This is a genomic window from Escherichia sp. KTE31 (assembly GCF_000407925.1).
Taxonomy (GTDB): domain Bacteria; phylum Pseudomonadota; class Gammaproteobacteria; order Enterobacterales; family Enterobacteriaceae; genus Escherichia; species Escherichia ruysiae.
Genome location: NZ_KE136725.1, coordinates 392,804 through 419,297, shown reverse-complemented (window position 1 = coordinate 419,297; position 26,494 = coordinate 392,804). Strand labels below are relative to the sequence as shown.

Annotated in this window: 26 protein-coding genes; 13 read left to right on the top strand and 13 right to left on the bottom strand. The window is 50.0% G+C overall.

What is annotated here, in order from left to right:
• Window positions 1-45: 45 nt before the first annotated feature.
• Window positions 46-1,422 (bottom strand): exodeoxyribonuclease VII large subunit, encoded by a 1,377-nt coding sequence (gene xseA, locus WES_RS05945; RefSeq protein ID WP_016158775.1) that lies wholly within the window; start codon window positions 1,420-1,422, stop codon window positions 46-48.
• Between the two features lie 161 nt (window positions 1,423-1,583).
• Here xseA and guaB point away from each other — a divergent pair, with 161 nt between their 5' ends.
• Together guaB and guaA are read left to right on the top strand one after the other, a co-directional pair.
• Window positions 1,584-3,050, top strand: a complete 1,467-nt coding sequence (guaB, locus tag WES_RS05950; RefSeq protein ID WP_010349860.1) for an IMP dehydrogenase — start codon at window positions 1,584-1,586, stop codon at window positions 3,048-3,050.
• Between the two features lie 68 nt (window positions 3,051-3,118).
• Window positions 3,119-4,696: a glutamine-hydrolyzing GMP synthase gene (guaA, locus tag WES_RS05955; RefSeq protein ID WP_000138265.1), complete on the top strand. Its 1,578-nt coding sequence runs from the start codon at window positions 3,119-3,121 to the stop codon at window positions 4,694-4,696.
• Window positions 4,697-4,783: 87 nt separating this feature from the next.
• Here the strand turns inward: guaA and WES_RS05960 are convergent, their stop codons facing one another.
• From WES_RS05960 to WES_RS05975, 4 genes are all read right to left on the bottom strand, one after another.
• Window positions 4,784-5,410 carry an SMI1/KNR4 family protein gene (locus tag WES_RS05960; RefSeq protein WP_016158774.1) on the bottom strand — a complete coding sequence of 209 codons (627 nt, stop codon included), beginning with the start codon at window positions 5,408-5,410 and terminating at the stop codon, window positions 4,784-4,786.
• A gap of 99 nt (window positions 5,411-5,509) precedes the next feature.
• Window positions 5,510-6,049 (bottom strand): DUF5384 family protein, encoded by a 540-nt coding sequence (locus WES_RS05965; RefSeq protein WP_000756784.1) that lies wholly within the window; start codon window positions 6,047-6,049, stop codon window positions 5,510-5,512.
• Window positions 6,050-6,064: 15 nt separating this feature from the next.
• Window positions 6,065-6,583: an outer membrane lipoprotein gene (locus WES_RS05970; protein WP_010344568.1), complete on the bottom strand. Its 519-nt coding sequence runs from the start codon at window positions 6,581-6,583 to the stop codon at window positions 6,065-6,067.
• 309 nt (window positions 6,584-6,892) lie between these two features.
• Window positions 6,893-7,084, bottom strand: a complete 192-nt coding sequence (locus WES_RS05975) for a YfgG family protein (protein WP_000075999.1) — start codon at window positions 7,082-7,084, stop codon at window positions 6,893-6,895.
• A 17-nt stretch (window positions 7,085-7,101) separates the two neighbouring features.
• Here WES_RS05975 and WES_RS24280 point away from each other — a divergent pair, with 17 nt between their 5' ends.
• On the top strand, window positions 7,102-7,254 hold the full coding sequence (locus WES_RS24280; RefSeq protein WP_000019882.1) for a hypothetical protein: 153 nt from the start codon (window positions 7,102-7,104) through the stop codon (window positions 7,252-7,254).
• A gap of 181 nt (window positions 7,255-7,435) precedes the next feature.
• Window positions 7,436-9,679 carry a bifunctional diguanylate cyclase/phosphodiesterase gene (locus WES_RS05985; protein WP_016158772.1) on the top strand — a complete coding sequence of 748 codons (2,244 nt, stop codon included), beginning with the start codon at window positions 7,436-7,438 and terminating at the stop codon, window positions 9,677-9,679.
• A 44-nt stretch (window positions 9,680-9,723) separates the two neighbouring features.
• Here WES_RS05985 and ppx read toward each other — a convergent pair whose 3' ends face one another.
• From ppx to purM, 4 genes are all read right to left on the bottom strand, one after another.
• Window positions 9,724-11,265 carry an exopolyphosphatase gene (gene ppx, locus WES_RS05990; RefSeq protein ID WP_001121373.1) on the bottom strand — a complete coding sequence of 514 codons (1,542 nt, stop codon included), beginning with the start codon at window positions 11,263-11,265 and terminating at the stop codon, window positions 9,724-9,726.
• 4 nt (window positions 11,266-11,269) lie between these two features.
• Window positions 11,270-13,336, bottom strand: a complete 2,067-nt coding sequence (ppk1, locus tag WES_RS05995) for a polyphosphate kinase 1 (protein WP_010344570.1) — start codon at window positions 13,334-13,336, stop codon at window positions 11,270-11,272.
• A gap of 171 nt (window positions 13,337-13,507) precedes the next feature.
• A complete protein-coding gene (purN, locus tag WES_RS06000) occupies window positions 13,508-14,146 on the bottom strand; it encodes a phosphoribosylglycinamide formyltransferase (RefSeq protein WP_001028604.1) in 639 nt (212 codons plus the stop codon).
• Window positions 14,146-15,183: a phosphoribosylformylglycinamidine cyclo-ligase gene (purM, locus tag WES_RS06005; RefSeq protein WP_016158769.1), complete on the bottom strand. Its 1,038-nt coding sequence runs from the start codon at window positions 15,181-15,183 to the stop codon at window positions 14,146-14,148. Before purM ends, purN begins: the two co-directional genes overlap by 1 nt.
• Before the next feature lie 325 nt (window positions 15,184-15,508).
• On the opposite strand from purM, the gene upp reads away from it, so the two are divergent.
• The 3 genes from upp to WES_RS06020 all read left to right on the top strand — a co-directional run bounded on the left by upp (window position 15,509) and on the right by WES_RS06020 (window position 18,306).
• The gene (gene upp, locus WES_RS06010; RefSeq protein WP_001295473.1) at window positions 15,509-16,135 is read left to right on the top strand and encodes a uracil phosphoribosyltransferase; all 627 of its coding nucleotides are present in this window, start codon (window positions 15,509-15,511) and stop codon (window positions 16,133-16,135) included.
• Between the two features lie 85 nt (window positions 16,136-16,220).
• Window positions 16,221-17,510, top strand: a complete 1,290-nt coding sequence (uraA, locus tag WES_RS06015) for a uracil permease (protein WP_010354882.1) — start codon at window positions 16,221-16,223, stop codon at window positions 17,508-17,510.
• Between the two features lie 94 nt (window positions 17,511-17,604).
• Entirely contained in the window at window positions 17,605-18,306 is a 702-nt protein-coding gene (locus WES_RS06020) for a DnaA inactivator Hda (protein ID WP_071599018.1), read from the top strand.
• Window positions 18,307-18,443: 137 nt separating this feature from the next.
• On the opposite strand, the gene arsC is transcribed toward WES_RS06020, so the two are convergent.
• Together arsC and bepA are read right to left on the bottom strand one after the other, a co-directional pair.
• Window positions 18,444-18,803, bottom strand: a complete 360-nt coding sequence (arsC, locus tag WES_RS06025) for an arsenate reductase (glutaredoxin) (protein ID WP_000166460.1) — start codon at window positions 18,801-18,803, stop codon at window positions 18,444-18,446.
• Window positions 18,804-18,823: 20 nt separating this feature from the next.
• Window positions 18,824-20,287, bottom strand: coding sequence for a beta-barrel assembly-enhancing protease (bepA, locus tag WES_RS06030; protein WP_016158768.1), 1,464 nt, complete (start codon window positions 20,285-20,287; stop codon window positions 18,824-18,826).
• A gap of 212 nt (window positions 20,288-20,499) precedes the next feature.
• Here bepA and WES_RS06035 point away from each other — a divergent pair, with 212 nt between their 5' ends.
• The gene (locus WES_RS06035) at window positions 20,500-21,561 is read left to right on the top strand and encodes an AI-2E family transporter (RefSeq protein ID WP_000892035.1); all 1,062 of its coding nucleotides are present in this window, start codon (window positions 20,500-20,502) and stop codon (window positions 21,559-21,561) included.
• Window positions 21,562-21,636: 75 nt separating this feature from the next.
• Here the strand turns inward: WES_RS06035 and bcp are convergent, their stop codons facing one another.
• Together bcp and WES_RS06045 are read right to left on the bottom strand one after the other, a co-directional pair.
• A complete protein-coding gene (gene bcp / locus WES_RS06040; RefSeq protein ID WP_001068679.1) occupies window positions 21,637-22,107 on the bottom strand; it encodes a thioredoxin-dependent thiol peroxidase in 471 nt (156 codons plus the stop codon).
• Window positions 22,107-22,679 (bottom strand): glycine cleavage system transcriptional repressor, encoded by a 573-nt coding sequence (locus WES_RS06045; protein ID WP_000176182.1) that lies wholly within the window; start codon window positions 22,677-22,679, stop codon window positions 22,107-22,109. Before WES_RS06045 ends, bcp begins: the two co-directional genes overlap by 1 nt.
• Window positions 22,680-22,825: 146 nt before the next feature.
• Between WES_RS06045 and dapA the strand changes: the two genes are divergently transcribed.
• The 5 genes from dapA to WES_RS06070 all read left to right on the top strand — a co-directional run bounded on the left by dapA (window position 22,826) and on the right by WES_RS06070 (window position 26,460).
• Window positions 22,826-23,704 carry a 4-hydroxy-tetrahydrodipicolinate synthase gene (dapA, locus tag WES_RS06050; RefSeq protein ID WP_010344577.1) on the top strand — a complete coding sequence of 293 codons (879 nt, stop codon included), beginning with the start codon at window positions 22,826-22,828 and terminating at the stop codon, window positions 23,702-23,704.
• A gap of 16 nt (window positions 23,705-23,720) precedes the next feature.
• Window positions 23,721-24,755, top strand: coding sequence for an outer membrane protein assembly factor BamC (gene bamC / locus WES_RS06055; RefSeq protein ID WP_010349872.1), 1,035 nt, complete (start codon window positions 23,721-23,723; stop codon window positions 24,753-24,755).
• Window positions 24,756-24,967: 212 nt separating this feature from the next.
• Window positions 24,968-25,681, top strand: coding sequence for a phosphoribosylaminoimidazolesuccinocarboxamide synthase (purC, locus tag WES_RS06060; protein WP_001295467.1), 714 nt, complete (start codon window positions 24,968-24,970; stop codon window positions 25,679-25,681).
• Between the two features lie 153 nt (window positions 25,682-25,834).
• Window positions 25,835-26,062 carry a toxin-antitoxin system antitoxin VapB gene (vapB, locus tag WES_RS06065; RefSeq protein WP_000450525.1) on the top strand — a complete coding sequence of 76 codons (228 nt, stop codon included), beginning with the start codon at window positions 25,835-25,837 and terminating at the stop codon, window positions 26,060-26,062.
• Window positions 26,062-26,460 carry a type II toxin-antitoxin system tRNA(fMet)-specific endonuclease VapC gene (locus WES_RS06070; RefSeq protein ID WP_016158766.1) on the top strand — a complete coding sequence of 133 codons (399 nt, stop codon included), beginning with the start codon at window positions 26,062-26,064 and terminating at the stop codon, window positions 26,458-26,460. Before vapB ends, WES_RS06070 begins: the two co-directional genes overlap by 1 nt.
• Window positions 26,461-26,494: the final 34 nt, after the last annotated feature.

The following is a 26,494-nucleotide window of genomic DNA, read 5'->3' as shown; positions in this document are numbered from 1 at the left end:
GCATGGTGATATTGCTGGATGAGATGCAGGCGCAGCTTATCCGGCCTACGAGTTCACCGCTTTTTTGCGTGATTTGCGTGTTTTCGTCACGTCGCTCACCACGCTGACCACCACGCCATCATTCAAACGCGTGGTCAATGTATCACCGGGTTTTACCTGCTTAACTTGCTTCAGCACTGTCCCATCGGCGGCGCTGGTGACGCTATAGCCACGCGCCAGCGTGGACAGTGGACTCACGGCTTCCAGATGTGTCACTGCATTACCAAAGCGTTCACGCGTGGCACTAAGCTGTGTTCGCAGAGTTTCCGCCAGGCGATATTCCAGTTGTTGAATGCGAGTCTGCGCGCGATGAATGCGTGGTTGAGGATTTTGCTGATTCAGACGTTGTTCAAGCCGTTGCTGTTGCTGACCTGCCCGCTTCAACTGGTTTTCCAGCGCAAAGCTCATCCGCTTTTGCAGTCGCTCCAGCATGGTTTGCTGCCGCGCCAGACGTAACTGCGGATGTTGCTGCTGTAAACGGTGATGAATCTGCGTAAAGCGCCGGGTACGGTTGGCGAGATAATAATCCATCGCCATCTCCAGCCGCTGGCGGGCAGATTGCACCTGGCGCAGTAACTCCTGTTGATTGCGGCTCACCACTTCGGCGGCGGCAGAGGGCGTTGGTGCGCGCAGATCGGCAACAAAGTCGGCAATCGTCACATCGGTTTCATGACCGACGGCGCTGACAATCGGAATTCGGCTGGCAAAAATCGCCCTCGCTACGCGTTCGTCGTTAAAACTCCATAAATCTTCCAGCGAACCGCCGCCGCGCCCAACGATCAACACGTCGCACTCATTGCGCTGATTCGCCAGTTCAATGGCGCGAACAATTTGCCCCGGCGCGTCATCGCCCTGAACGGCGGTGGGGTAGATGATCACCGGCAGAGAAGGATCGCGACGTTTTAACACATGCAAAATATCATGTAGCGCAGCACCGGTTTTTGAGGTGATCACACCAACGCAATGCGCAGGAGAGGGAAGTGGTTTTTTGTATTGCTGATCGAACAAACCTTCAGCCTGCAACTTAGCTTTGAGCTGTTCGTACTTCTGTTGCAGCAGCCCTTCACCGGCCGGCTGCATACTCTCAACGATTATCTGGTAGTCGCCGCGCGGCTCGTAGAGCGTAATATTGGCGCGAACTAAAACTTGTTGCCCATGCTGTGGGCGGAAGGTCACCCGGCGGTTGCTGTTGCGGAACATCGCGCAGCGTACCTGGGCGGTGTCGTCTTTGAGTGTAAAGTACCAGTGACCGGAGGCCGGTTGTGTGAAGTTCGAGATTTCACCGCTGATCCACACCTGTCCCATCTCCTGCTCAAGCAGCAGACGAACCGTTTGATTCAGGCGGCTAACGGTAAAAATTGCAGGGGATTGAGACGGTAACATGTGAGCGAGATCAAATTCTAAATCAGCAGGTTATTCAATCGATAGTAACCCGCCTTCTGGGGATAGCAAGCATTTTTTGCAAAAAGGGGTAGATGCAATCGGTTACGCTCTGTATAATGCCACGGCAATATTTATTAACCACTCTGGTCGAGATATTGCCCATGCTACGTATCGCTAAAGAAGCTCTCACATTTGACGACGTTCTCCTCGTTCCTGCTCACTCTACCGTTCTTCCGAATACTGCTGACCTCAGCACCCAGCTGACGAAAACTATTCGTCTGAATATCCCTATGCTCTCCGCAGCAATGGATACCGTAACGGAAGCGCGCCTGGCTATTGCTCTGGCTCAGGAAGGCGGTATCGGCTTTATCCACAAAAACATGTCTATTGAACGCCAGGCTGAAGAAGTTCGCCGTGTGAAAAAACACGAATCTGGCGTGGTGACTGACCCACAGACAGTTCTGCCAACCACGACACTGCGCGAAGTGAAAGAACTGACTGAACGTAATGGCTTTGCGGGCTACCCGGTCGTTACCGAAGAAAACGAACTGGTCGGCATCATCACCGGTCGTGACGTGCGTTTTGTGACCGACCTGAACCAGCCAGTTAGCGTTTACATGACGCCGAAAGAGCGTCTGGTGACTGTGCGTGAAGGCGAAGCCCGCGAAGTTGTGCTGGCAAAAATGCACGAAAAACGCGTTGAGAAGGCGCTGGTGGTTGATGACGAATTCCACCTGATCGGCATGATCACTGTGAAAGACTTCCAGAAAGCGGAACGTAAACCGAACGCGTGTAAAGACGAACAAGGTCGTCTGCGTGTTGGTGCAGCGGTTGGCGCGGGTGCTGGAAACGAAGAGCGTATTGATGCACTGGTTGCCGCAGGCGTTGACGTTCTGCTGATCGACTCCTCTCACGGTCACTCTGAAGGCGTTCTGCAGCGTATCCGTGAAACTCGCGCTAAATATCCGGATCTGCAAATCATTGGCGGTAACGTAGCAACGGCTGCTGGTGCCCGCGCGCTGGCAGAAGCAGGTTGCAGCGCGGTTAAAGTCGGTATCGGCCCTGGCTCTATTTGTACGACTCGTATCGTTACTGGTGTGGGGGTTCCGCAGATCACCGCCGTTGCTGACGCAGTAGAAGCCCTGGAAGGCACCGGTATTCCGGTTATCGCTGACGGTGGTATTCGCTTCTCTGGCGATATTGCGAAAGCTATCGCTGCTGGTGCAAGCGCGGTGATGGTAGGTTCCATGCTGGCAGGTACTGAAGAATCTCCGGGTGAAATTGAACTCTACCAGGGGCGTTCTTACAAATCTTACCGTGGGATGGGCTCTCTGGGCGCGATGTCCAAAGGTTCTTCTGACCGTTATTTCCAGAGCGACAACGCCGCTGACAAACTGGTGCCGGAAGGTATCGAAGGTCGCGTAGCGTACAAAGGCCGCCTGAAAGAGATCATCCACCAGCAGATGGGCGGCCTGCGCTCCTGTATGGGGCTGACCGGCTGTGGTACTATCGACGAACTGCGTACTAAAGCGGAGTTTGTACGTATCAGCGGTGCGGGCATTCAGGAAAGCCACGTTCACGACGTGACCATTACTAAAGAGTCCCCGAACTACCGTCTGGGCTCCTGATTCTCTTCGCCCGACTTCATGTCGGGCGATTTATATTATCTGTTTCACTTGCCTCGGAATAAGCGTCAATGACGGAAAACATTCATAAGCATCGCATCCTCATTCTGGACTTCGGTTCTCAGTACACTCAACTGGTTGCGCGCCGCGTGCGTGAACTGGGTGTTTACTGCGAACTGTGGGCGTGGGATGTGACAGAAGCACAAATTCGTGACTTCAATCCAAGCGGCATTATTCTTTCCGGCGGCCCGGAAAGTACCACCGAAGAAAACAGCCCGCGTGCGCCGCAGTATGTCTTTGAAGCAGGCGTACCGGTATTCGGTGTTTGCTATGGTATGCAGACTATGGCGATGCAGTTAGGTGGTCATGTTGAAGCCTCTAATGAACGTGAATTTGGTTATGCGCAGGTTGAAGTCCAAACTGATAGCGCGCTGATTCATGGTATCGAAGATGCATTAAGCGCAGATGGCAAGCCACTGCTTGACGTGTGGATGAGCCACGGTGATAAGGTAACTGCAATTCCTCAAGATTTCGTCACTGTAGCCAGCACCGAAAGCTGCCCGTTTGCCATTATGGCTAACGAAGAAAAACGCTTCTACGGTGTGCAGTTCCACCCGGAAGTGACTCACACCCGTCAGGGTATGCGTATGCTGGAGCGTTTTGTGCGTGATATCTGCCAGTGTGAAGCCCTGTGGACTCCGGCGAAAATTATCGACGACGCGGTAGCCCGCATCCGCGAGCAGGTGGGCGACGATAAAGTGATCCTTGGCCTCTCTGGTGGCGTGGACTCTTCCGTAACCGCAATGCTTCTGCACCGTGCAATTGGTAAAAACCTGACCTGCGTATTTGTCGACAACGGCCTGCTGCGTCTCAACGAAGCAGAGCAGGTTCTGGATATGTTTGGCGATCGCTTCGGCCTGAACATTGTTCACGTTCCGGCAGAAGACCGCTTCCTGTCAGCACTGGCTGGCGAAAACGATCCAGAAGCAAAACGTAAAATCATCGGTCGCGTCTTCGTTGAAGTATTCGATGAAGAAGCACTGAAACTGGAAGACGTCAAGTGGCTGGCGCAGGGAACTATCTATCCTGACGTTATTGAATCTGCCGCGTCTGCGACCGGTAAAGCGCACGTTATCAAGTCTCACCACAACGTGGGTGGCCTGCCGAAAGAGATGAAGATGGGCCTGGTTGAACCGCTGAAAGAGCTGTTCAAAGACGAAGTGCGTAAGATTGGTCTGGAGCTGGGTCTGCCGTATGACATGCTGTATCGCCATCCGTTCCCGGGACCAGGCCTTGGTGTGCGCGTGCTGGGCGAAGTGAAGAAAGAGTACTGCGACCTGCTGCGCCGTGCGGATGCCATCTTCATTGAAGAGCTGCGTAAAGCAGATCTGTACGACAAAGTCAGCCAGGCGTTCACCGTCTTCCTGCCAGTACGTTCCGTTGGCGTAATGGGCGATGGTCGTAAGTATGATTGGGTTGTTTCTCTGCGTGCTGTCGAAACCATCGACTTTATGACCGCACACTGGGCGCACCTGCCGTACGATTTCCTCGGCCGCGTTTCCAATCGAATTATCAATGAAGTGAACGGCATTTCCCGCGTGGTGTATGACATCAGCGGCAAGCCGCCAGCGACTATTGAGTGGGAATGATTTCCCTATATTGATTAATGATAATGGCACAAGGATAAGTGCCATTATTAAATATTCTTCACATCTGAATTAAGATACTACTCTGTCTTAATACATCCATTTTTCCACCAACGCATCACCTAATTTCTCGCGTAACATTTCTTCATTATCTTCCTCACCATGCACTGTGAGCAGACATTTAAACATGACCAGGTCGAGATACTGACCAACATCACTGAACATTTGTGTCAGCATCGGTGGACAGTCGTGATCAAAATACCAGACTTCGCCTGTTACCCGGTGAAAACACCACAAATTTCCATTCCCCAAATAGTCGCCAAAAGCGATAAGTTGGTCGACAAGATTCCTCAGTTCATCACTATCAGGAAGATCTTCCAGAAGATCTGTAATCCCTGGGTACGCGTCGATTAATGGTTCAATTGCCACATAAGAGGCAGGTTGTACACTGCAAAGCGTTTCCGCTAGTTCAAGAGTGCCAATGTGTTCATGATACGTGCGAAGTAATGGGGGGATTGCACAACCCAAGCGTTGTTCGAGTGAATCAATTTCACTGGCGGGAACAGGGGAAATGGGCGAGAGTCGGTTCCACTCTGCACTCCAGGCAAGGGCACAGGCGCGCCACCAGCCTATGCGTGCTTTAAGATCAATAAATTCGGGCCAAATCAGAGGAGGTATATCATTGTCAAATTGTGGAGTTGTAGCATTTGTATCCATGTCATACCCTGCTCTAAATGAAGGAGAGTTAGAAACGTATATTGCAATAAAAAAGCCCATAATCCTCACAAATCATAGGCTTGAAGTTACTGACATCAATTAATTAAACCAACTGTCCGATTTATTCTCTTCTGCTTTACCCACGCTCTTCATCAAATCGCGGCCGCCTTCAGTCATATTCCTGTTAGCGTCAGCTTCAGATTGCACAACATCGGTTTGCGCGGCTTTGTGCTTCAGTTCCTGATCGATAAATTCGTTCTCACGCTTAACGCGGGCTTCTTCTTTTGCCAGCGCCAGTTTTTGCTTCTGAATCTCTAAGCTGCGTAGCTCATCTTCATAACTTTGATCGCGCTTTTTATCCGCAGTGGCCTCGGCGTCCCGTTTATCCTGGCGAGCTTTTTTATCCGCTGCTGCTGCTGCCGCTCTTTTATTTGCTGCAGCCTGCGCATTTGCACGCCGTTGCTTCTCTTGCTGGATTTCCCTGTTGCGCTCCGCTACCCATTCGTCATGCTGCCTTTGCTCTTCATTTTTACCTTGTTGTTCCGCTTCTGCGACAGCAGAGAGTTGATCCTGTAATGAAGAGGCGAAAGTTGAACTACTTAAGGCGGCTAAGATGGCGCAAAGTAAAACCTTCTTCATGAATCCTCCTGATTATTAGCTTTTTTCAGGACATTTTGTATTTGGCTGAATACGCGTTTCGTTATACGTAGTGGTAATAACAACGGCTAAACCCGTCGTGAACTGGCATTCTTTACCCACCTGGGTGGAGGTATACACTTTGGTGCCTTCTTTGTATGTTAAAGAAACACCTTCCACTAATGTTTTATCATTCACCATAGAACCAGCCGCCGCACCTACGGCTCCGCCGCCAACTGCACCTGCCGTCGTTCCGGAGTTACTGCCGGAGCCGACGTTATGGCCGATAACGCCGCCAGCGACGGCCCCAATAAGTGCGCCGAAGGCTTGTGCGTTCCGTTTATTTTGTGAGTTGTCTACGGCAACTTTGGCGGGAAGAATGGAAATAATATTAACGGTTTTGGTTTCTTGTTTTGTATTCAGTTGATCGGTTTGATAAACATCGGCGGCATGATCGTCAGCATTTGACTGGCATCCTGCCAGGGTGAATGACGCTAAAATTGCCACAGGCAGAAGACATTTTTTGAATTTCATCACTATTCCTTGTTATACACATTACGAAAAATAAGATATTTAAGATCATCAAAAGAGGAAAGTAAATGTATTGTGTATAAACTAATAGATTAAATTTATTAAAATTCACGCGGAAAATAAATTATTAAAGAAATATAATTTAAATATATGTATTAATTTAGAGCGTATTACTTCTTAGGCAGGATCTACGTCAGTCAGGACAATGGGTGAAATTTAAGGTGAAAGAATGCCTGCCGCTTTGTTAACTACAAAGAGCAAAAACATCGGGCAGCAATGCGCCGTCTTGCTAAGTTAAAATGGAGAAGGTAACCGCTAACGTTGTACCGGGGATTCGATAGAGAGTGTGGATTGCTGCGCTTCTTTTTTGCTCTGATGATGCTGCCAGGCACCAACAGACGAGTAGATAAAGCGACCAAAGAAGAAGATAAAGCTGATGAGTAGTACGATACGGGTCATGCGACTGTTAAATCGGTGTCGTTTTCGCATACTGGTTGCCTGACTCACAAAAGGTTCCTTGAAGTATGTCCCACTCTGTGGACGGTACTTACATTAAGGCACACCTGGGCAAAATGGTCAATTCTTCATTATGTAAAAAAGCGTCAGTGGATACATATTCCAATGTTATGGAAGTTAATTTAATTATTTACAATAATGATGTAATAATGATGGCTTAACATGATAAACGTAATAATTCATTAGTCAGGGTTGTTTTGTTTGATATATATCAATTGGAACTTTCATATGACACTTAGAATCGATACTCTCTATAGTGATGAATAATCATCCGTCGAATTCAGGTGGGATGCCTGTCTGAATACACCCCTTTCAGGATGTGGGGAATTCTGTTGAGCATCTATGAAACTGAATGCAACTTATATAAAAATACGTGATAAATGGTGGGGGCTTCCGCTGATCCTGCCTTCTTTAATCTTGCCCGTTTTCGCACAAATAAATACTTTTGCGCATATTTCCTCCGGTGAAGTTTTTCTCTTTTATCTGCCCCTGGCTCTGATGATCAGCATGATGATGTTTTTTAACTGGGCAGCATTACCGGGTATAGCATTAGGCATTTTTGTTCGTAAGTATGCGGAGCTTGGCCTGTATGAAACGCTTTCGTTAACGACTAATTTTATTATCATTGTCATTATTTGTTGGGGTGGTTACAGAGTTTTTTCTCCCCGGCGTAACAACGTTGCACATGGGGATACCCGCTTAATTTCCCAGCGAATTTTCTGGCAGATTGTTTTTCCGGCAACGTTGTTCCTGGTACTTTTCCAGTTTGCTGCGTTTGTAGGGTTACTGGCAAGCAGAGACAATCTGGTAGGGGTTATGCCCTTTAACCTCGGGACATTAATCAATTACCAGGCCTTGCTGGTAGGTAATCTTATCGGCGTCCCATTGTGCTACTTCATCATTCGGGTGGTGCGGAATCCGTTTTATTTACGTAGCTATTATTCGCAATTAAAACAGCAGGTTGACAAAAAGGTTACCAAAAAAGAATTTGCGATCTGGTTGCTTGCATTGGGTGCGTTGTTGTTGTTGCTATGTATGCCGTTAAATGAAAAAAGCACAATTTTTAGCACCAACTATACGTTATCGTTATTGCTACCGCTGATGATGTGGGGAGCAATGCGCTATGGCTATAAGTTTATATCGCTGCTCTGGGCGGTAGTGCTGATGATCAGCATTCACAGCTATCAGAACTACATTCCCCTTTATCCTGGATATACCACGCAACTGACCATAACTTCCTCCAGTTATCTGGTATTTTCTTTTATTGTCAATTACATGGCTGTTCTGGCAACCCGTCAGCGAGCGGTGGTCAGACGCATTCAGCGGCTTGCATATGTGGATCCGGTTGTTCATCTGCCAAATATTCGCGCCCTGAACCGTGCGTTGCGTGATGCACCATGGTCCGCGCTATGTTATTTACGCATCCCTGGCATGGAAATGCTGGTAAAGAACTATGGCATCATGCTACGCATTCAATATAAACAAAAACTTTCACACTGGCTGACACCGTTGCTGGAACCGGGCGAAGCTGTTTATCAGCTTTCCGGTAACGACCTTGCGTTGCGACTGAATACAGAATCATACCAGGAGCGCATTACCACGCTGGATAATCATCTGAAGCAGTTTCGTTTCTTTTGGGATGGAATGCCGTTACAGCCTCAGATTGGCGTCAGTTATTGCTATGTCCGCTCACCGGTTAATCATATATATCTGCTGCTGGGGGAGCTAAATACGGTTGCCGAACTTTCTATCGTGACCAATACCCCGGAAAATATGCAGCGTCGCGGGGCAATGTATTTACAACGTGAATTGAAAGACAAGGTGGCGATGATGAATCGGCTACAACAGGCGCTCGAGCATAACGATTTTTGCCTGATGGCTCAGCCGATTACAGGGGTGCGCGGTGATGTTTATCATGAAATTCTGCTGCGCATGAAAGGAGAGAATGGCGAACTCATCAATCCTGACAATTTCTTACCGGTCGCGCATGAATTTGGCTTATCGTCCAGCATCGACATGTGGGTTATCGAGCATACACTGCAATTTATGGCGGAAAATAGAGAAAAAATGCCTGCTCGCCGATTTGCTATTAACCTGTCGCCCACTTCCGTTTGTCAGGCGAGTTTCCCTTTAGATGTCAGTAAATTTTTGAATAAATATCAAATAGAAGCGTGGCAGCTTATCTTTGAGGTAACCGAGAGTAATACCCTGACCAATGTTAAGCAGGCACAGAATACGCTGCAGCATCTTCAGGAGTTAGGATGCCAAATTGCAATTGATGATTTCGGCACTGGCTACGCCAGTTATGCGCGGCTAAAAAATGTGAATGCCAATTTATTAAAAATTGATGGCAGCTTCATACGCAATATTGTCTCGAATAGTCTGGATTACCAGATAGTGGCATCAATTTGTCATCTGGCGCGAATGAAGAAAATGCAAGTGGTTGCGGAATATGTTGAAAATGAAGAGATTCGCCAGGCGGTTCACTCTTTGGGTATTGATTACCTGCAAGGCTTTTTGATTGGTGAACCGCAGCCGTTAGTGGCGATGTTGGGTGAAAGAGAACCGGTCCGGGAAAGCGCGTAATTTATTTGGGCCAACATAACATGTTGGCCCGTTTTCATTTCATATTAAGCCGCAATTTCAGGCGTGCTTTCTTCTTCAATTTTTAACCGCCAGCCAGCCACGCCTTCCCAGTATTCTTGTTCCTTTTCCAGATCAAGCAATACCAGCGCGTTCTGGCTAAACCAGTCATGCGGAAAACGCAAGGTCCAGTGGCTGTCATCGGTAATCAGCGTTAATGTTGGCGGCGTGGTAGTCGCCTGACGTTGATTGTTGAGCAATACGCCAAGGCGCAATAGCTGAATCAGTGGCAGGAACTGTTTCTTCTTAAACAAGGTAAAGCGCGGCAGATCGTCGAGCTTAATCGCTTTACGGTGATAGCGTACCAGTGTCGCCATCATCAGCTGCTGCTCCTGATTAAATCCCGGTAAGTCGCTGTTTTGTAAAATATATGCAGAATGTCGATGCAGACCACTATGGTTGATATTCAACCCGACTTCATGCAGCATAGCGGCCCATCGCAGCAATGCTTCGAGCTGTGGATGCGCCAGTTTCGGTTGCTGTTCCCGCCACTGTTCGTACATCTGCATGGTGGTATCCAGCACCCGTCGGGCCTGTTCACTGTCGATGTGATACTGGTTAGCCAGACTACTGGCGGTGCGGCTACGCACATCCTGATGGCGGAAACGTCCTTCCATTTCATACAGCACGCCTTCGCGTAACGCCCCGTCAGAAAGTCGCAGTTCACGGATGGCTAAGGCATCAAACACACCGCATAAAATCGCCAGTCCTGGAACGAAGACAGTTTTCCTCTCTTCGGAAAGACCCGGTAAACTCAGCGATGCGAAATTACGGTGCCGTAAAACTTCTTTTACCAGTTTTTCCAGACGTTCCGGGGTAATTATCCCGTCTTTCTCGCCCATTTCCATCAACACTTCATGAGCAGCTTTAATGGTGCCGGAAGCGCCCATTGCCACATTCCAGCCCTGGATACGGAATTGCCAGGTTAAGGTTTCCAGTTTTTGCGCTGCCGCCATGCGTGCGCGCTGAAAATTCTCTTTATTGATGATGCCGCCCTGGAAATAAAGCTGGGCAAAGCTGACGCAACCCATCCGGCGACTTTCCACGAGAATCGGTTCGAAATTTTCACCAATCACCAGTTCTGTTGAGCCGCCACCAATATCAATAACCAGTTTGCGGCCCTTTTCCGGCTGGGTATGCTCCACGCCCATAAAAATCAGACGCGCTTCTTCGTTGCCGGAAATAATTTCAATCGGGTAGGGAATAACCTTTTCTGCTCGCTTCAGAAAGTCAGTGGCATTCAGCGCCTGACGTAGCGTATGGGTTCCGACAATACAGACGCTGGAAGGAGAAAACCCCTGCAGGCGTTCGGCAAACAGCGACAGGCAGTTTAAGCCACGCGTCATCGCTTCTTCACTCAACATATTATCTGGCCCCAGACCATCTGCCAGATGCACCCGTTGTTTCAGGCGGCCAATAATCTGCATTGCGCCATCCACCACACGGGCAATGACCATGTGGAAACTGTTTGAACCAAGATCGACCGCAGCGAACTCCTGCGGACGAGGGGATTTGTCGTGTATTGGCATAGGGTTATTCAGATTGTTCGAGTGATTTGATGTAGTCGTAGATCGCCAATTGCGCCCGTACTTTGCGGCGGTTACCACGGGGGACGTAGCGATTACTGAGTTCTTTATCGATATAACGCGCTTTGACTGTATCGCTGAACAGAATTTCGATGATGTCCAGCACCCGTTGCTTCAGTCGGGGATCGAGCAGCGGTGTAGCCACTTCAATACGATAATCAATATTGCGTGTCATCCAGTCGGCGGAAGAAAGGTAAACTTTTTTATCGCCGCCGTTTTCAAAAATATAAACCCGATCATGTTCAAGGTAACGATCGACAATACTAATAGCACGAATATTGTCGCTAATGCCTTCCAGATTGGGGATCAGCGAACACATCCCGCGTACCAGGAGATTCACCGGCACGCCGGAACTGGAGGCCGCATACAGACGATCGACCAGACCTTTATCGACCAGATTATTCAGTTTCAGGGTAATACCGCAAGGCAGCCCTTGTTGAGCGTTGGCTATCTCGCGGTCAACCATTTCATACAGCAAACGACGGGAGTTTTGCGGCGACACCATTAAATAATCGAAAGTTACCGGACGGTATGGATTTTCAATAAAGTTGAACACCCGGCGTACTTCGTTGGTGATGCGCGCATCGGCGGTCAGCAGCGAGTAGTCGGTATAAAGACGCGCGGTTTTTTCATTAAAGTTCCCGGTTCCGATATGCGCGTAACGCACAACCTCACCGTTTTCTTTACGTGAAATCAGGAACAATTTGGCGTGAATTTTCAGCCCCGGCGCAGAGAAAATCACGTGTACGCCCGCTTCAGTCAGCCGTTTTGCCCAGTGAATGTTGGCTTCTTCGTCGAAACGCGCCTGTAACTCAACCACCACGGTGACTTTCTTACCGTTGTGAGCGGCGTGGATCATTGAGTCGATGATGCGCGAATCTTTCGCTACGCGGTAAATATTAATTTTAATCGCCAGTACGCTTGGGTCGAACGAGGCCTGGCGTAGCAGTTCCAGCACATGTTCAAAAGTGTGATAAGGGTAATAGAGCAGCACATCGTGTTCGCGAATGGCATCAAAACCGTTACGGAACTGGGCTTTATCAAACCAAATGTGGCGTAAACGCGGCAGTGGTTTATTCACCAGATTGGCTTTGCCAACATTGGGGAAATTAATAAAGTCTTTAAAATTATGATAACGGCCACCGGGTACGATGGAGTCGTAGCGGGAAATAGTCAGTTTTTCGCGCAACACCTCAACTAGCGCACTGGGCATATCGCGCTGATAAACAAAACGCACCGGTTCTGCGGTTAAACGCTGCTTCAGACTGGAAGACATCAGCTCCATCAGGCTGGCTTCCATCTCGTGCACTAAATCGTATTCGGCATCGCGGGTCATCTTCATTGAATAGGCATTCAGCGCGTCATAATCAAAGAAGCCTTTGAAAATATCATCAAGGCAGTAACGCAGAATGTTATCCAGAAGAATCATGGGTTTGCGTCGGCGCGGTGCTTCCGGCGGCAAATTAACAAAGCGCGGCACTTTATCTGAGGGGATCTCCAGCAGCGCATAACGAATGGTATCACCACGGATAATTTCTACCGCCAGATAGGTGTAATCATCTTTCAGAAATTGCACTAAGTCAGTGTCAGGGTTGATTAAAATCGGCGTAATGTGCTGACGCAGATACTGCTTAAAATAATGACGCAGCCAGTTTTGTTGATTGACGGAGAGCTGGCGTTCATTAATCAGGAAAATCTGGTTGCGCGCCATCTCCAGCAACAGTTCGTTGTAGAGGCCGTCGAATTCCTGATCGGCTTTCAGCACGCGGGACTGAATTTTACCCAGCAAATGACGGGAATGAGAATTGGAACCTTGTTCTTCGCTAATAATGATGCGTCGTTTCAGTTCAGCGAAGCGGACTTTATAGAACTCATCAAGGTTATTGGAATAGATCCCCAGGAAACGCATCCTTTCAATCAGCGGGTTAGATTTGTCCGCCGCTTCCTGAAGCACGCGTTCATTGAACGATAACCAACTGAGCTCTTTTTCGATGTATAGCTTTTCCTGACCCATTACCACTTTTACTCCGTTTTATTCACGGGACACTGCCTGGATATTATGGCGAGCAATATTGGCAGATGTCCAACTATGCCAGAAAAGGGAGAAAAAAACTGCTGGAGCCTGCGATTTACAGGTGAATTGAAAAACGCCAACGGCAGGGCTGGCGCTTTAACTACGAGGGAATTACTCGTCGGCAGCGTAGCCCTGCGGCGGCAGACGCTGACCATCCAGCCACGCGGCGTTTTCGTGCATCTTCAGACGACCATCGGCAAACCAGCTAATCACCAGCGGATAAATGGCGTGCTCCTGGGTTTGTACGCGGGCGGTGATGTCATCTTCCGTATCACCGGCAAATACCGGGACTTTCGCCTGTAAAATAACCGGACCACCGTCCAGTTCATCGGTGACGAAATGCACCGATGTACCGTGTTCCTCATCGCCATTTTCCAGCGCCTGCCGATGGGTGTGCAAACCGGGATATTTTGGCAGCAGGGAAGGGTGAATGTTCAGCAAACGCCCGGCATAATGGGAGACAAACGCCGGGCTGAGAATGCGCATAAAACCGGCCAGTACAACCACGTCGGGAGCGTACATATCGATCTCGTGAATCAACTCCCGGTCATAGGCTTCACGACTGTCAAACGCGCTGGCGATGAGCGTATGCGTTGCAATACCGGCTTTGCGGGCGCGTTCAAGGCCGAACGCGTCGGCCTTATTACTGAAAACTGCCCGTAGGGTGCCTTTGATTTTGTTGGTTTTGCAGGCGTCTATAATTGCCTGCAAATTACTTCCGTTACCGGAAATAAGCACCACAATATTCATTATTCGATAACCACGCGTTGTTCGGAATCAGAGGCTTTGATGATACCGATTTTCCACGCGTTTTCACCGTTGGCATTAAGCAGAGTGAGAGCTTTGTCCACTTCCGGAGCAGGCAGGGCGATAATCATCCCGACGCCGCAGTTGAAGGTGCGATACATTTCATGGCGCTCGACATTACCTGCCCTTTGCAGCCAGTTGAACACTTCCGGCCACTGCCAGGAGGATTCATCAATCACTGCCTGGGTGTTTTCCGGCAATACGCGCGGAATGTTTTCCCAGAAGCCGCCGCCGGTCAGGTGCGCAATAGCGTGCACGTCGACCTTTTCGATCAACTCCAGCACTGACTTCACGTAAATGCGGGTCGGTGCCAGCAGATGATCGGCTAATGGCTTACCATCAAGTTCTGTGGTTTGCGGATCACTACCGCTGACTTCGAGAATTTTGCGCACCAGCGAATAGCCGTTCGAGTGCGGGCCGCTGGAGCCGAGCGCAATCAGCACATCACCGTCGCTAACTTTAGAACCATCGATGATTTCTGATTTTTCTACCACGCCAACGCAGAAACCAGCAACGTCATAATCTTCACCGTGATACATCCCCGGCATTTCTGCCGTTTCGCCCCCCACCAGCGAACAGCCCGATTGCAGGCAACCTTCGGCGATGCCGCTGATCACTGATGCAGCAGTATCAACATCCAGCTTTCCGGTTGCGTAATAGTCGAGGAAAAACAGCGGTTCAGCGCCTTGCACCACCAGATCATTAACGCACATGGCGACCAGATCGATACCAATGGTGTCGTGACGTTTTAAGTCCATCGCCAGACGCAGTTTAGTGCCCACGCCGTCAGTGCCGGAAACCAGCACGGGTTCGCGATATTTTTGCGGCAACGCACACAGCGCACCGAAGCCGCCCAGACCGCCCATCACTTCCGGGCGACGCGTTTTCTTCACTACGCCTTTGATTCTTCCAACCAGAGCATTACCCGCGTCAATATCAACACCGGCATCTTTGTAGCTAAGAGAGGTTTTATCGGTCACTGCTTGGGTCCCCACGCGTTACTTGCGGTAGAAAAATAAAAATTCGGCGCAATTCTAACAGGGAAAGCAAACGTTTGCGAGACTGCTTTACACAACCTTTTTTAACCTCTTTTTACCGAGAGAGTGACAAAAAAAGGTGTACATAGAGGGGATGAATGATTTTTTTCCAGGATAATTATCGTTATTAACTGTTTGATTATGAAATAACTTTATCTAAAATTTTTATGGTTTTGACTAAAATCAACGAAAATAATATTGCCGCCTTAAAGAAAGGAGGTATAATCCGTCGATTTTTTTTGTGGCTGCCCCTCAAAGGAGAAAGAGTATGAAGATCGTGGAAGTCAAACACCCACTCGTCAAACACAAGCTGGGACTGATGCGTGAGCAAGATATCAGCACCAAGCGCTTTCGCGAACTCGCTTCCGAAGTGGGTAGCCTGCTGACTTACGAAGCGACCGCTGACCTCGAAACTGAAAAAGTAACCATCGAGGGCTGGAATGGCCCGGTGGAAATCGACCAGATTAAAGGTAAGAAAATTACCGTGGTGCCAATTCTGCGCGCCGGTCTGGGGATGATGGACGGCGTGCTGGAAAACGTTCCGAGCGCGCGCATCAGCGTAGTCGGTATGTACCGTAATGAAGAAACGCTGGAACCAGTACCGTACTTCCAGAAACTGGTTTCTAACATCGATGAGCGTATGGCGCTGATCGTTGACCCAATGCTGGCAACTGGTGGTTCCGTTATCGCGACCATCGACCTGCTGAAAAAAGCGGGCTGCAGCAGCATTAAAGTGCTGGTGCTGGTGGCTGCGCCAGAAGGTATCGCTGCGCTGGAAAAAGCGCACCCGGACGTCGAGCTGTATACCGCATCAATTGACCAGGGATTGAACGAGCACGGATACATTATTCCGGGGCTTGGCGATGCCGGTGACAAAATCTTTGGTACAAAATAAAGAATAAAAATAATTAAAGCCGACTTTAAGAGTCGGCTTTTTTTTGAGTAAAGCGCCTATAACACATAATACAGAGGAATATACTATGACGCGCCGTGCTATCGGGGTGAGTGAAAGACCGCCACTTTTACAGACAATCCCGCTTAGTTTGCAACATTTGTTCGCCATGTTTGGTGCAACCGTCCTGGTGCCCGTCTTATTTCATATTAACCCGGCGACCGTACTGTTATTTAACGGTATCGGGACGCTGCTGTATCTCTTCATCTGTAAAGGTAAAATCCCGGCTTATCTCGGCTCCAGCTTTGCCTTTATTTCACCGGTATTGTTACTGTTGCCGTTGGGTTATGAAGTCGCATTGGGCGGCTTTATTATGTGTGGCGTGCTGTTCTGTCTGGTCTCTTTCATCGTGAAGAAAGCGGGAACTGGCTGGCTGGACGTGTTGTTTCCACCTGCGGCAATGGGCGCAATCGTTGCCGTCATTGGTCTGGAGCTGGCGGGCGTAGCTGCTGGTATGGCCGGTTTACTCCCGGCTGAAGGGCAAACGCCAGATTCCAAAACCATCATCATTTCTATTACCACGCTGGCGGTCACGGTTTTAGGTTCCGTGCTGTTCCGTGGTTTCCTGGCCATTATCCCGATTTTAATTGGCGTGCTGGTGGGGTACGCGCTCTCTTTCGCAATGGGAATTGTCGATACCACGCCGATTATTAATGCTCACTGGTTTGCTCTGCCAACTCTCTATACGCCGCGCTTCGAGTGGTTCGCCATTCTGACTATTCTGCCAGCGGCGTTAGTGGTTATTGCCGAACATGTAGGGCACCTGGTAGTAACGGCTAACATTGTCAAAAAAGATCTGCTGCGCGATCCGGGTCTGCACCGTTCGATGTTTGCTAACGGCCTGTCGACCGTGATCTCCGGCTTCTTTGGTTCCACGCCAAACACCACCTACGGGGAAAACATTGGCGTTATGGCGATCACTCGCGTTTACAGTACCTGGGTTATCGGCGGCGCGGCGATTCTCGCTATCCTGCTTTCCTGTGTAGGTAAACTGGCTGCCGCTATCCAGATGATCCCACTGCCAGTAATGGGCGGTGTTTCGCTGCTGCTTTACGGTGTCATCGGTGCTTCCGGTATTCGTGTGTTGATCGAATCGAAAGTGGATTACAACAAAGCACAGAATCTGATCCTGACTTCCGTGATTTTGATCATCGGCGTCAGTGGCGCGAAGGTAAACATTGGCGCGGCAGAGCTGAAAGGCATGGCGCTGGCGACTATCGTCGGTATCGGCTTAAGTCTGATCTTCAAACTGATTAGCGTGCTGCGCCCTGAAGAAGTGGTGCTGGACGCAGAAGACGCGGATATAACAGACAAATAATGTACTGACCGGGCAGTGTTGCTGCCCGGTTCAAACATCATGGGATTCTGTGGTAAACTTCTCGCGATTTTGTGAAATCCTGGTTGAGGTATCTCTGAACACACCGGCACAGCTCTCTTTGCCACTTTATCTTCCTGACGACGAAACCTTCGCAAGTTTCTGGCCGGGGGATAACTCCTCTCTACTGGCCGCGCTGCAAAACGTGCTGCGTCAGGAACATAGCGGTTACATCTATCTCTGGGCACGCGAAGGCGCGGGGCGCAGCCATCTGCTGCACGCGGCTTGCGCGGAATTGTCGCAGCGTGGCGATGCGGTGGGCTATGTCCCGCTGGATAAACGCACCTGGTTTGTACCTGAAGTGCTCGACGGTATGGAGCATTTGTCGCTGGTTTGCATCGACAACATTGAGTGTATTGCCGGCGATGAGTTGTGGGAGATGGCGATTTTCGATCTCTACAATCGGATTCTGGAGTCGGGTAAAACACGGTTGTTGATCACTGGCGATCGTCCACCGCGTCAGTTGAATCTGGGATTACCGGATCTCGCGTCGCGTCTTGACTGGGGGCAGATCTACAAATTGCAGCCACTTTCTGATGAAGATAAGTTGCAGGCGCTACAGTTACGCGCGCGTTTGCGTGGTTTTGAACTGCCGGAAGATGTGGGACGCTTCTTGCTGAAGCGGCTCGACAGAGAGATGCGCACGCTATTTATGACACTGGATCAGCTGGATCATGCGTCGATTACCGCACAGCGTAAACTGACCATTCCGTTTGTGAAAGAGATTCTGAAGCTGTAGGCAGGGTGTTTATTGTCGGATGCGGCGCGAACGCCTTATCCGATCTATGCGAAGCGCGTCCAATGCAATCACAGGCCGGACAAGACGCGGCAAGCGTCGCATCCGGCAATGTGCCTTAACTAGCGATGGGGCACATCTTAACCCACGATTTCCAGCACTTGTTCCGGTGGACGTCCAATGCGCGCTTTGCCATTGGCGACCACAATCGGGCGCTCCATCAGCTTCGGATTATCCACCATCGCCTGAATCAGCGCCTCTTCGCTAAGCGAACTGTCAGCCAGGTTCAGCTCTTTATAAAGCTCCTCTTTCTGGCGCATCAATTCACGGGCGCTATTCATCCCCAGCATTTTCAGCAAATCGCGCAGCGTTGCCGCATCGGCGGGTGTCTCAAGGTAGAGCACCACTTCTGGCTCCACGCCGTTTTCTTTCAGCAGGTTCAGCGTTTCACGGCTCTTTGAACAGCGTGGGTTATGGTAGATTTTTACCTGTTTGGTCATTGTTCTTCCTTTAATGCAAATTACATCTTGGTATAAGGCTTAAAGCGTTCCTGCAACTGGCGCAACTGGTCGATGCGTGCATCGTAACGCGCTTGTTGCAGGCTGCCTAATTTCACCTGCGAACTGGCGCTACTCAACAAGGAAATGGCCTGATCGAGTCGCCCTGCGAGTGCATAACCTTCTGCTCGCGCTGCCAATTCCTGATCGCGGTTATTTAGCGCGGCTTCTGCCTGTGCCAGCAAATCCCAGCCATTGCTGTCATCTTTATTATTAAAAGTGTAGCGATTCAGAATATTAGCCGCTTCCTGTGGCTGCCCACCTTGCAGATAAGCGTTTGCCAGGTTGAGCTGCAACACCGGATTGGTGCGTAAATCACGGGCATTTTTCAGGCGATTGATCGCATCATTGGCTTTGTTTTGCCCAAGGTCGATATCGGTAGCCAGATCGAGATACCACGCGTTGCCGGGTTCTGCCGTCAGTAACGGTTGCAGCGTTTTCCGTGCCTCGTCGTATTTATTGGCTTCCATCGCCTGTAAAGCACGACCATATTGCGCCGCCCGTTGCTGACGAACGTTACCTTTCGCCCATTCATCCAGCAAATCACTGGTGAGCTGGTTACGTCCGGAATTGTACATCCCCAGTGTGCGCGCTTTTGCCAGATAGAAATCTTCCGACGACTGCACCACCATCGGGCGCATCTGATTAGCACGGTTGCGGGCATCTGCCAGGCGGCTCTCCGGTAACGGGTGAGTCAGCAGAATTTCCGGCGGACGCGAAGAGTAGCGCGCCTGATCGAGTAATTTTTCGAGGAAGGTCGGCATCGCCTGCGGATCGAACCCCGAGCGTTGCAACACCTGAATACCAATGCGGTCCGCTTCCTGTTCATTTTGCTGGGTGAAACTGATCATCCCCTGGCGCGTTCCCGCCAGTGTACCGGTCAGCGCCGCCATCCCCGCCTGCGGGCTGGCCATTGCCAGTAAAATAGAACCTAACGCCCCGACCCAGGTAAGCGGCGCGCTGCGTTGCTGATCTTCCATCGCTCGCGCCAGGTGACGTTGGGTGACGTGGGAGATTTCGTGCGCCATGACCGAAGCCAGTTGACTTTCGTTATCGGAATAACGGAACAAGGCAGAGTGCAGCACCACGTTGCCGCCAAAGAAAGCAAAGGCGTTGATTTCGTCGTTATTGATCAGAAAGAAATGGAACGGCGTCTTAACGGAGTTTGCATGTGAAACCAGGCGCATCCCCAGTGAATTAATATATTGCGTTAATAGCGGGTCATTAATTAACGGCGCGCTGCCGCGTAGCTGGCGAACATAATAGTCGCCCATCTGCATTTCCTGGCCAATGGAAAGCGTGCTTCCTGCGGAGGTTCCCATATCCGGCAAAGTGTCTGCGCTATCGGCAAACGCCGGGGCTACCTGACCGATGGTCATAGCAGCAATGAGGGTTGCAACCAGGTTTTTTTTCAACTGCCTGAACATAACCTCTGTCCTGTATTTCTGGAGATAGTCATTTGACCGATACTGTGAAATATCGTTCCCACCGCGCCGCCTTTGAGTGTAACGGCGAAGATTAGCCCACTCAAATGGCTTTTCAGTTTCCTGAATCCGTCATAAAAAGCGAAGTCTTTTTTGTGACATTTCGATACAATTGCGGATCGCAATCCCGCTCTTGAGGTTCAGGGAAGGTCTTTATGCTCGAAATGTTGATGCAATGGTATCGCCGCCGTTTTAGCGACCCGGAAGCGATTGCCTTGCTGGTTATTTTAGTTGCCGGATTTGGCATTATCTTTTTCTTTAGTGGCCTGCTCGCGCCGTTGCTGGTGGCTATTGTGTTGGCCTATTTGCTGGAATGGCCAACCGTGCGCCTGCAATCTATTGGCTGTTCCCGTCGTTGGGCGACGTCGATTGTGCTGGTTCTGTTTGTTGGCATTCTGCTGCTGATGGCGTTCGTGGTACTGCCTATCGCCTGGCAGCAGGGCATCTATTTAATCCGCGATATGCCGGGGATGCTCAATAAACTGTCTGATTTTGCCGCCACGTTGCCGCGCCGTTATCCGGCGTTAATGGATGCGGGCATTATTGATGCGATGGCCGACAATATGCGCAGTCGGATGCTCACCATGGGCGATTCGGTGGTGAAAATCTCTCTCGCCTCGCTGGTGGGCCTGCTGACCATTGCCGTCTATCTGGTGCTGGTGCCGCTGATGGTCTTTTTCCTTCTGAAAGATAAAGAGCAAATGTTGAATGCTGTCCGTCGGGTGCTTCCGCGTAACCGTGGGCTGGCAGGTCAGGTCTGGAAGGAGATGAACCAGCAAATCACCAACTACATCCGTGGCAAGGTGCTGGAGATGATTGTGGTGGGGATCGCCACCTGGCTGGGGTTCTTGCTTTTCGGACTGAACTATTCGCTGCTGCTGGCGGTGCTGGTCGGCTTCTCAGTGCTTATTCCGTACATTGGCGCATTTGTGGTGACTATTCCGGTGGTCGGCGTGGCACTATTCCAGTTTGGTGCTGGCACTGAATTCTGGAGCTGTTTCGCGGTATATCTGATTATCCAGGCGCTGGATGGCAACCTGTTAGTACCGGTGTTGTTCTCCGAAGCGGTTAACCTGCATCCGCTGGTGATTATTTTATCGGTGGTGATCTTCGGTGGGTTGTGGGGATTCTGGGGCGTGTTCTTTGCCATTCCTCTGGCTACGCTAATTAAAGCGGTAATCCATGCCTGGCCCGATGGCCAAATCGCGCAAGATTAACCTTCATTCCGCTACATCGCCGGATGTGAGGTGTGCTGGCCGCAAGCGCAGCCAGCACGGAATGGAGCAAAGTAATCAGGCGTGTTCTTTCAGCCAGTTAATCACTACGTCGTGGTGATTGCTGGTTTTGAAATCGTCAAATACATGTTCGATTTTGCCGTCAGCATCGATCAAGAAGCTGATGCGGTGAATACCATCGTAAGTTTTGCCCATGAAGGACTTCTCTCCCCAGACGCCGAATTGTTCGCACACCTGGTGGTTCTCATCAGACAGAAGCGTAAAGTTGAGCAGCTCTTTTTCCGCAAAACGGAAGAGTTTTTCGGGTTTATCGGTGCTAATACCCAGTACATCAACACCGGCTTTTTTCAACTCATCCATGTTATCGCGTAAGCCACAAGCTTGTACGGTACAGCCGGGGGTCATGGCTTTCGGGTAGAAATAAACCAGAACACGCTGTCCCTGGAAGTCGGTCAAATTAACTTGTTCTCCGTCTTGATCCGGCAAGCTAAATTTCGGTGCGATGTCACCGGCTTTCAGTGGATTCATTACTTAACTCCATCCTGTTCATCATGTTGGGAATAATTGACGACGCTAATACTGCCTTGCGCATTGAGTTCTGTACATAGTGCTTTGAAGGCTTGTTCAATATTTGCTGAGTCCGCAGACGCCGGGCTGTGGGCGGTTATCTGAATATGTAGTTGCGCAGCTCGTTCATTTTCAGCAGGTTGCGTGCGAGACACTAGCTCCGCAATGTTCATATGGTGCGCGTCAAAAAGTGCGGTAAAGCGTTCAATTAAATGCGGTGAATCTGCCACATCGATCTGAACCCAGACAGATGCGGGCATCGGCGGACGCGGACGAGCCGTCGTGCGCTTCATCACGATTAAAAGATCCAGTTCGGCACCTTTCAACGGTAACGTTGATTCGATCAAGGTGATTGCGTTCCATGAACCGGAAAGCAGCATGATAAAGGTGAACTCTTCTCCCAGCATCGCCAGGCGACTGTCTTCAATATTACAGCCGCAACTACTGACATGACGGGTGATAGTGTTCACAATTCCTGGGCGATCGGCACCCAGCGCAGTGATCACCAGATAATGTTGCGATGACAGTGTCAAACCGGTTATTCCTTCAAGGGGGAGAGTAGCTCTTAAGGAAAGCATAAAAAAAACATGCATACAACAATCAGAACGGTTCTGTCTGCTTGCTTTTAATGCCATACCAAACGTACCATTGAGACACTTGTTTGCACAGAGGATGGCCCATGTTCACGGGAAGTATTGTCGCGATTGTTACTCCGATGGATGAAAAAGGTAATGTCTGTCGGGCTAGCTTAAAAAAACTGATTGATTATCATGTCGCCAGCGGTACTTCGGCGATTGTTTCTGTTGGCACCACTGGTGAGTCCGCTACCCTGAATCATGACGAACATGTTGATGTGGTGATGATGACCCTGGAGCTGGCTGATGGGCGTATTCCGGTAATTGCCGGAACTGGCGCTAACGCTACTGCGGAAGCCATTAGCCTGACACAGCGTTTCAATGACAGTGGCATTGCTGGCTGCCTGACGGTGACCCCTTATTACAACCGCCCGTCGCAGGAAGGTCTGTATCAGCATTTCAAAGCCATCGCTGAACATACTGACCTGCCGCAAATCCTGTATAATGTGCCGTCCCGTACTGGCTGCGATCTGCTACCAGAAACGGTGGGCCGTCTGGCGAAAGTAAAAAATATTATCGGAATCAAAGAGGCAACAGGGAACTTAACGCGTGTTAACCAGATCAAAGAGCTGGTTTCAGACGATTTTGTTCTGCTGAGCGGCGATGATGCGAGCACGCTGGACTTCATGCAGTTAGGTGGTCATGGCGTTATTTCCGTTACGGCTAACGTCGCAGCGCGTGATATGGCTCAGATGTGCAAACTGGCGGCAGAAGGGCATTTTGCCGAGGCACGCGTTATTAACCAGCGTCTGATGCCATTACACAACAAACTATTTGTCGAACCCAATCCAATCCCGGTGAAATGGGCATGTAAGGAACTGGGTCTTGTGGCGACCGATACGCTGCGCCTGCCAATGACTCCAATCACCGACAGTGGTCGTGAGACGGTCAGAGCGGCGCTTAAGTATGCCGGTTTGCTGTAAAGTTTAGGGAGATTTGATGGCTTACTCTGTTCAAAAGTCGCGCCTGGCAAAGGTTGCGGGTGTATCGCTTGTTCTGTTACTCGCAGCCTGTAGTTCTGACTCACGCTATAAGCGTCAGGTGAGTGGTGATGAAGCCTATCTGGAAGCGGCACCGCTTGCGGAGCTTCATGCCCCGGCAGGAATGATTTTGCCGGTGACCTCCGGTGATTATGCAATACCGGTGACCAACGGTAGCGGTGCTGTCGGTAAGGCGCTGGACATTCGTCCACCAGCCCAGCCGTTGGCGCTGATTTCCGGCGCACGTACCCAGTTTACGGGCGACACCGCCTCGCTGCTGGTAGAAAATGGTCGTGGCAATACTTTGTGGCCTCAGGTTGTTAGCGTGCTGCAGGCGAAAAACTACACCATTACCCAACGCGATGATGCTGGTCAGACGCTGACTACCGATTGGGTGCAATGGAACCGTCTGGACGAAGACGAGCAGTATCGCGGTCGTTATCAAATCTCTGTTAAACCGCAGGGTTATCAGCAGGCGGTAACGGTGAAACTGCTGAACCTGGAGCAGGCGGGCAAACCGGTTGCAGACGCGGCTTCCATGCAGCGTTACAGCACGGAGATGATGAACGTCATTTCTGCCGGTCTGGATAAATCCGTGACCGACGCGGCTAATGCGGCGCAAAACCGTGCTTCCACCACCATGGACGTACAAAGTGCTGCTGATGACACAGGCTTACCAATGCTGGTCGTTCGCGGGCCGTTCAACGTGGTTTGGCAACGTCTGCCAGCGGCGCTGGAAAAAGTGGGCATGAAAGTGACCGACAGCACCCGTTCGCAGGGCAGTATGGCCGTGACCTATAAGCCGTTGTCTGACAACGACTGGCAGGAACTGGGCGCGAGCGATCCAGGTCTTGCATCCGGTGACTATAAACTGCAGGTCGGTGATTTAGATAACCGCAGCAGCTTGCAGTTCATCGATCCGAAAGGTCATACGCTGACTCAAAGCCAAAACGACGCACTGGTATCTGTCTTCCAGGCAGCGTTTAGCAAGTAAAAATACAGGGCTGGAGTAATCCGGCCCTTTTTTCTGATATGATACGCAAACGTGTGCGTCGGCAGAAAAACGCGATTTTAGCGTTAATTCGCACGAAATTTGTTTGTCGGACACAGGTCGGATAAGGCGTTCGCGCCGCATTCGGCAAAACATCCGGCACACCAGACAGCAAAAGATTTTAAAACGTTAATTCACACCCAGGAGTGATAAAGATGCAAAAGCAAGCTGAGTTGTATCGTGGTAAAGCGAAAACCGTATACAGCACGGAGAACCCGGATCTGTTGGTGCTCGAATTCCGCAATGATACGTCAGCAGGTGATGGCGCGCGCATTGAGCAGTTTGATCGCAAAGGTATGGTGAACAACAAGTTCAACTACTTCATTATGAGCAAACTGGCTGAAGCGGGTATCCCGACTCAAATGGAGCGTCTGCTCTCCGATACCGAATGTCTGGTGAAAAAGCTGGATATGGTGCCGGTTGAGTGTGTCGTACGTAACCGTGCTGCTGGCTCTCTGGTGAAACGTCTTGGAATTGAAGAAGGTATTGAGCTGAACCCGCCGCTGTTCGATCTGTTCCTGAAAAACGACGCCATGCATGACCCGATGGTTAACGAATCTTATTGCGAAACTTTTGGCTGGGTAAGCAAAGAGAATCTGGCGCGTATGAAAGAGCTGACTTACAAAGCGAACGACGTGCTGAAAAAACTGTTCGATGATGCCGGTCTGATTCTGGTCGACTTCAAGCTGGAGTTTGGTCTGTACAAAGGCGAAGTCGTGCTGGGCGATGAGTTCTCCCCGGACGGTAGCCGCCTGTGGGACAAAGAAACGCTGGAGAAAATGGACAAAGACCGTTTCCGCCAGAGCCTCGGTGGCCTGATTGAAGCCTATGAAGCCGTCGCCCGCCGCCTGGGTGTACAGCTGGACTGATTTTTCTGATTGCTTATTTTTCAGCCGGAGGATGCTCCGGCTAAATGTCTTCGTTACTCCCGCTACAATACTTCGCATTATCTCCCTTTGACAGAAAAGTAATACCAAGCCAATATGTATATACATAACGTATATCCCAAAGAAGGGGGGGCTATGGAAACTACTGTATTTTTAAGTAATCGCAGTCAGGCTGTCAGATTACCTAAAGCGGTCGCTCTGCCAGAAGACGTTAAGAAAGTAGAAATTATTGCGATTGGTCGTACAAGAATCATTACTCCCGTTGGTGAGTCCTGGGACAGTTGGTTTGATGGTGAAAATGTGAGTGCGGATTTTATGGATATCCGTGATCAACCCGCAATGCAGGAAAGGGAATCATTCTGATGCTGAAATTCATGCTGGATACCAATATCTGTATTTTCACTATTAAGAATAAACCAGTACATGTCAGGGATCGCTTTAACCTGAATTCTGGCCGGATGTGTATAAGTTCTGTAACATTGATGGAGCTTATCTATGGGGCAGAAAAAAGTCAGATGCCAGAACGCAATTTAGCGGTGATTGAAGGTTTCGTATCTCGTTTGGAAGTGCTTGATTATGATAGTGCTGCTGCGACGCATACTGGGCAAATCAGAGCCGAGCTTGCCCGGCAGGGAAGGCCCGTTGGACCTTTTGACCAGATGATAGCGGGACATGCTCGCAGTCGCGGTTTGATTGTGGTTACCAACAATACCCGAGAGTTTGAGCGAGTAGCGGGAATCAGACTAGAAGACTGGAGCTAACGTTATCTTTTACTTCTAACATTCGTAAATTATA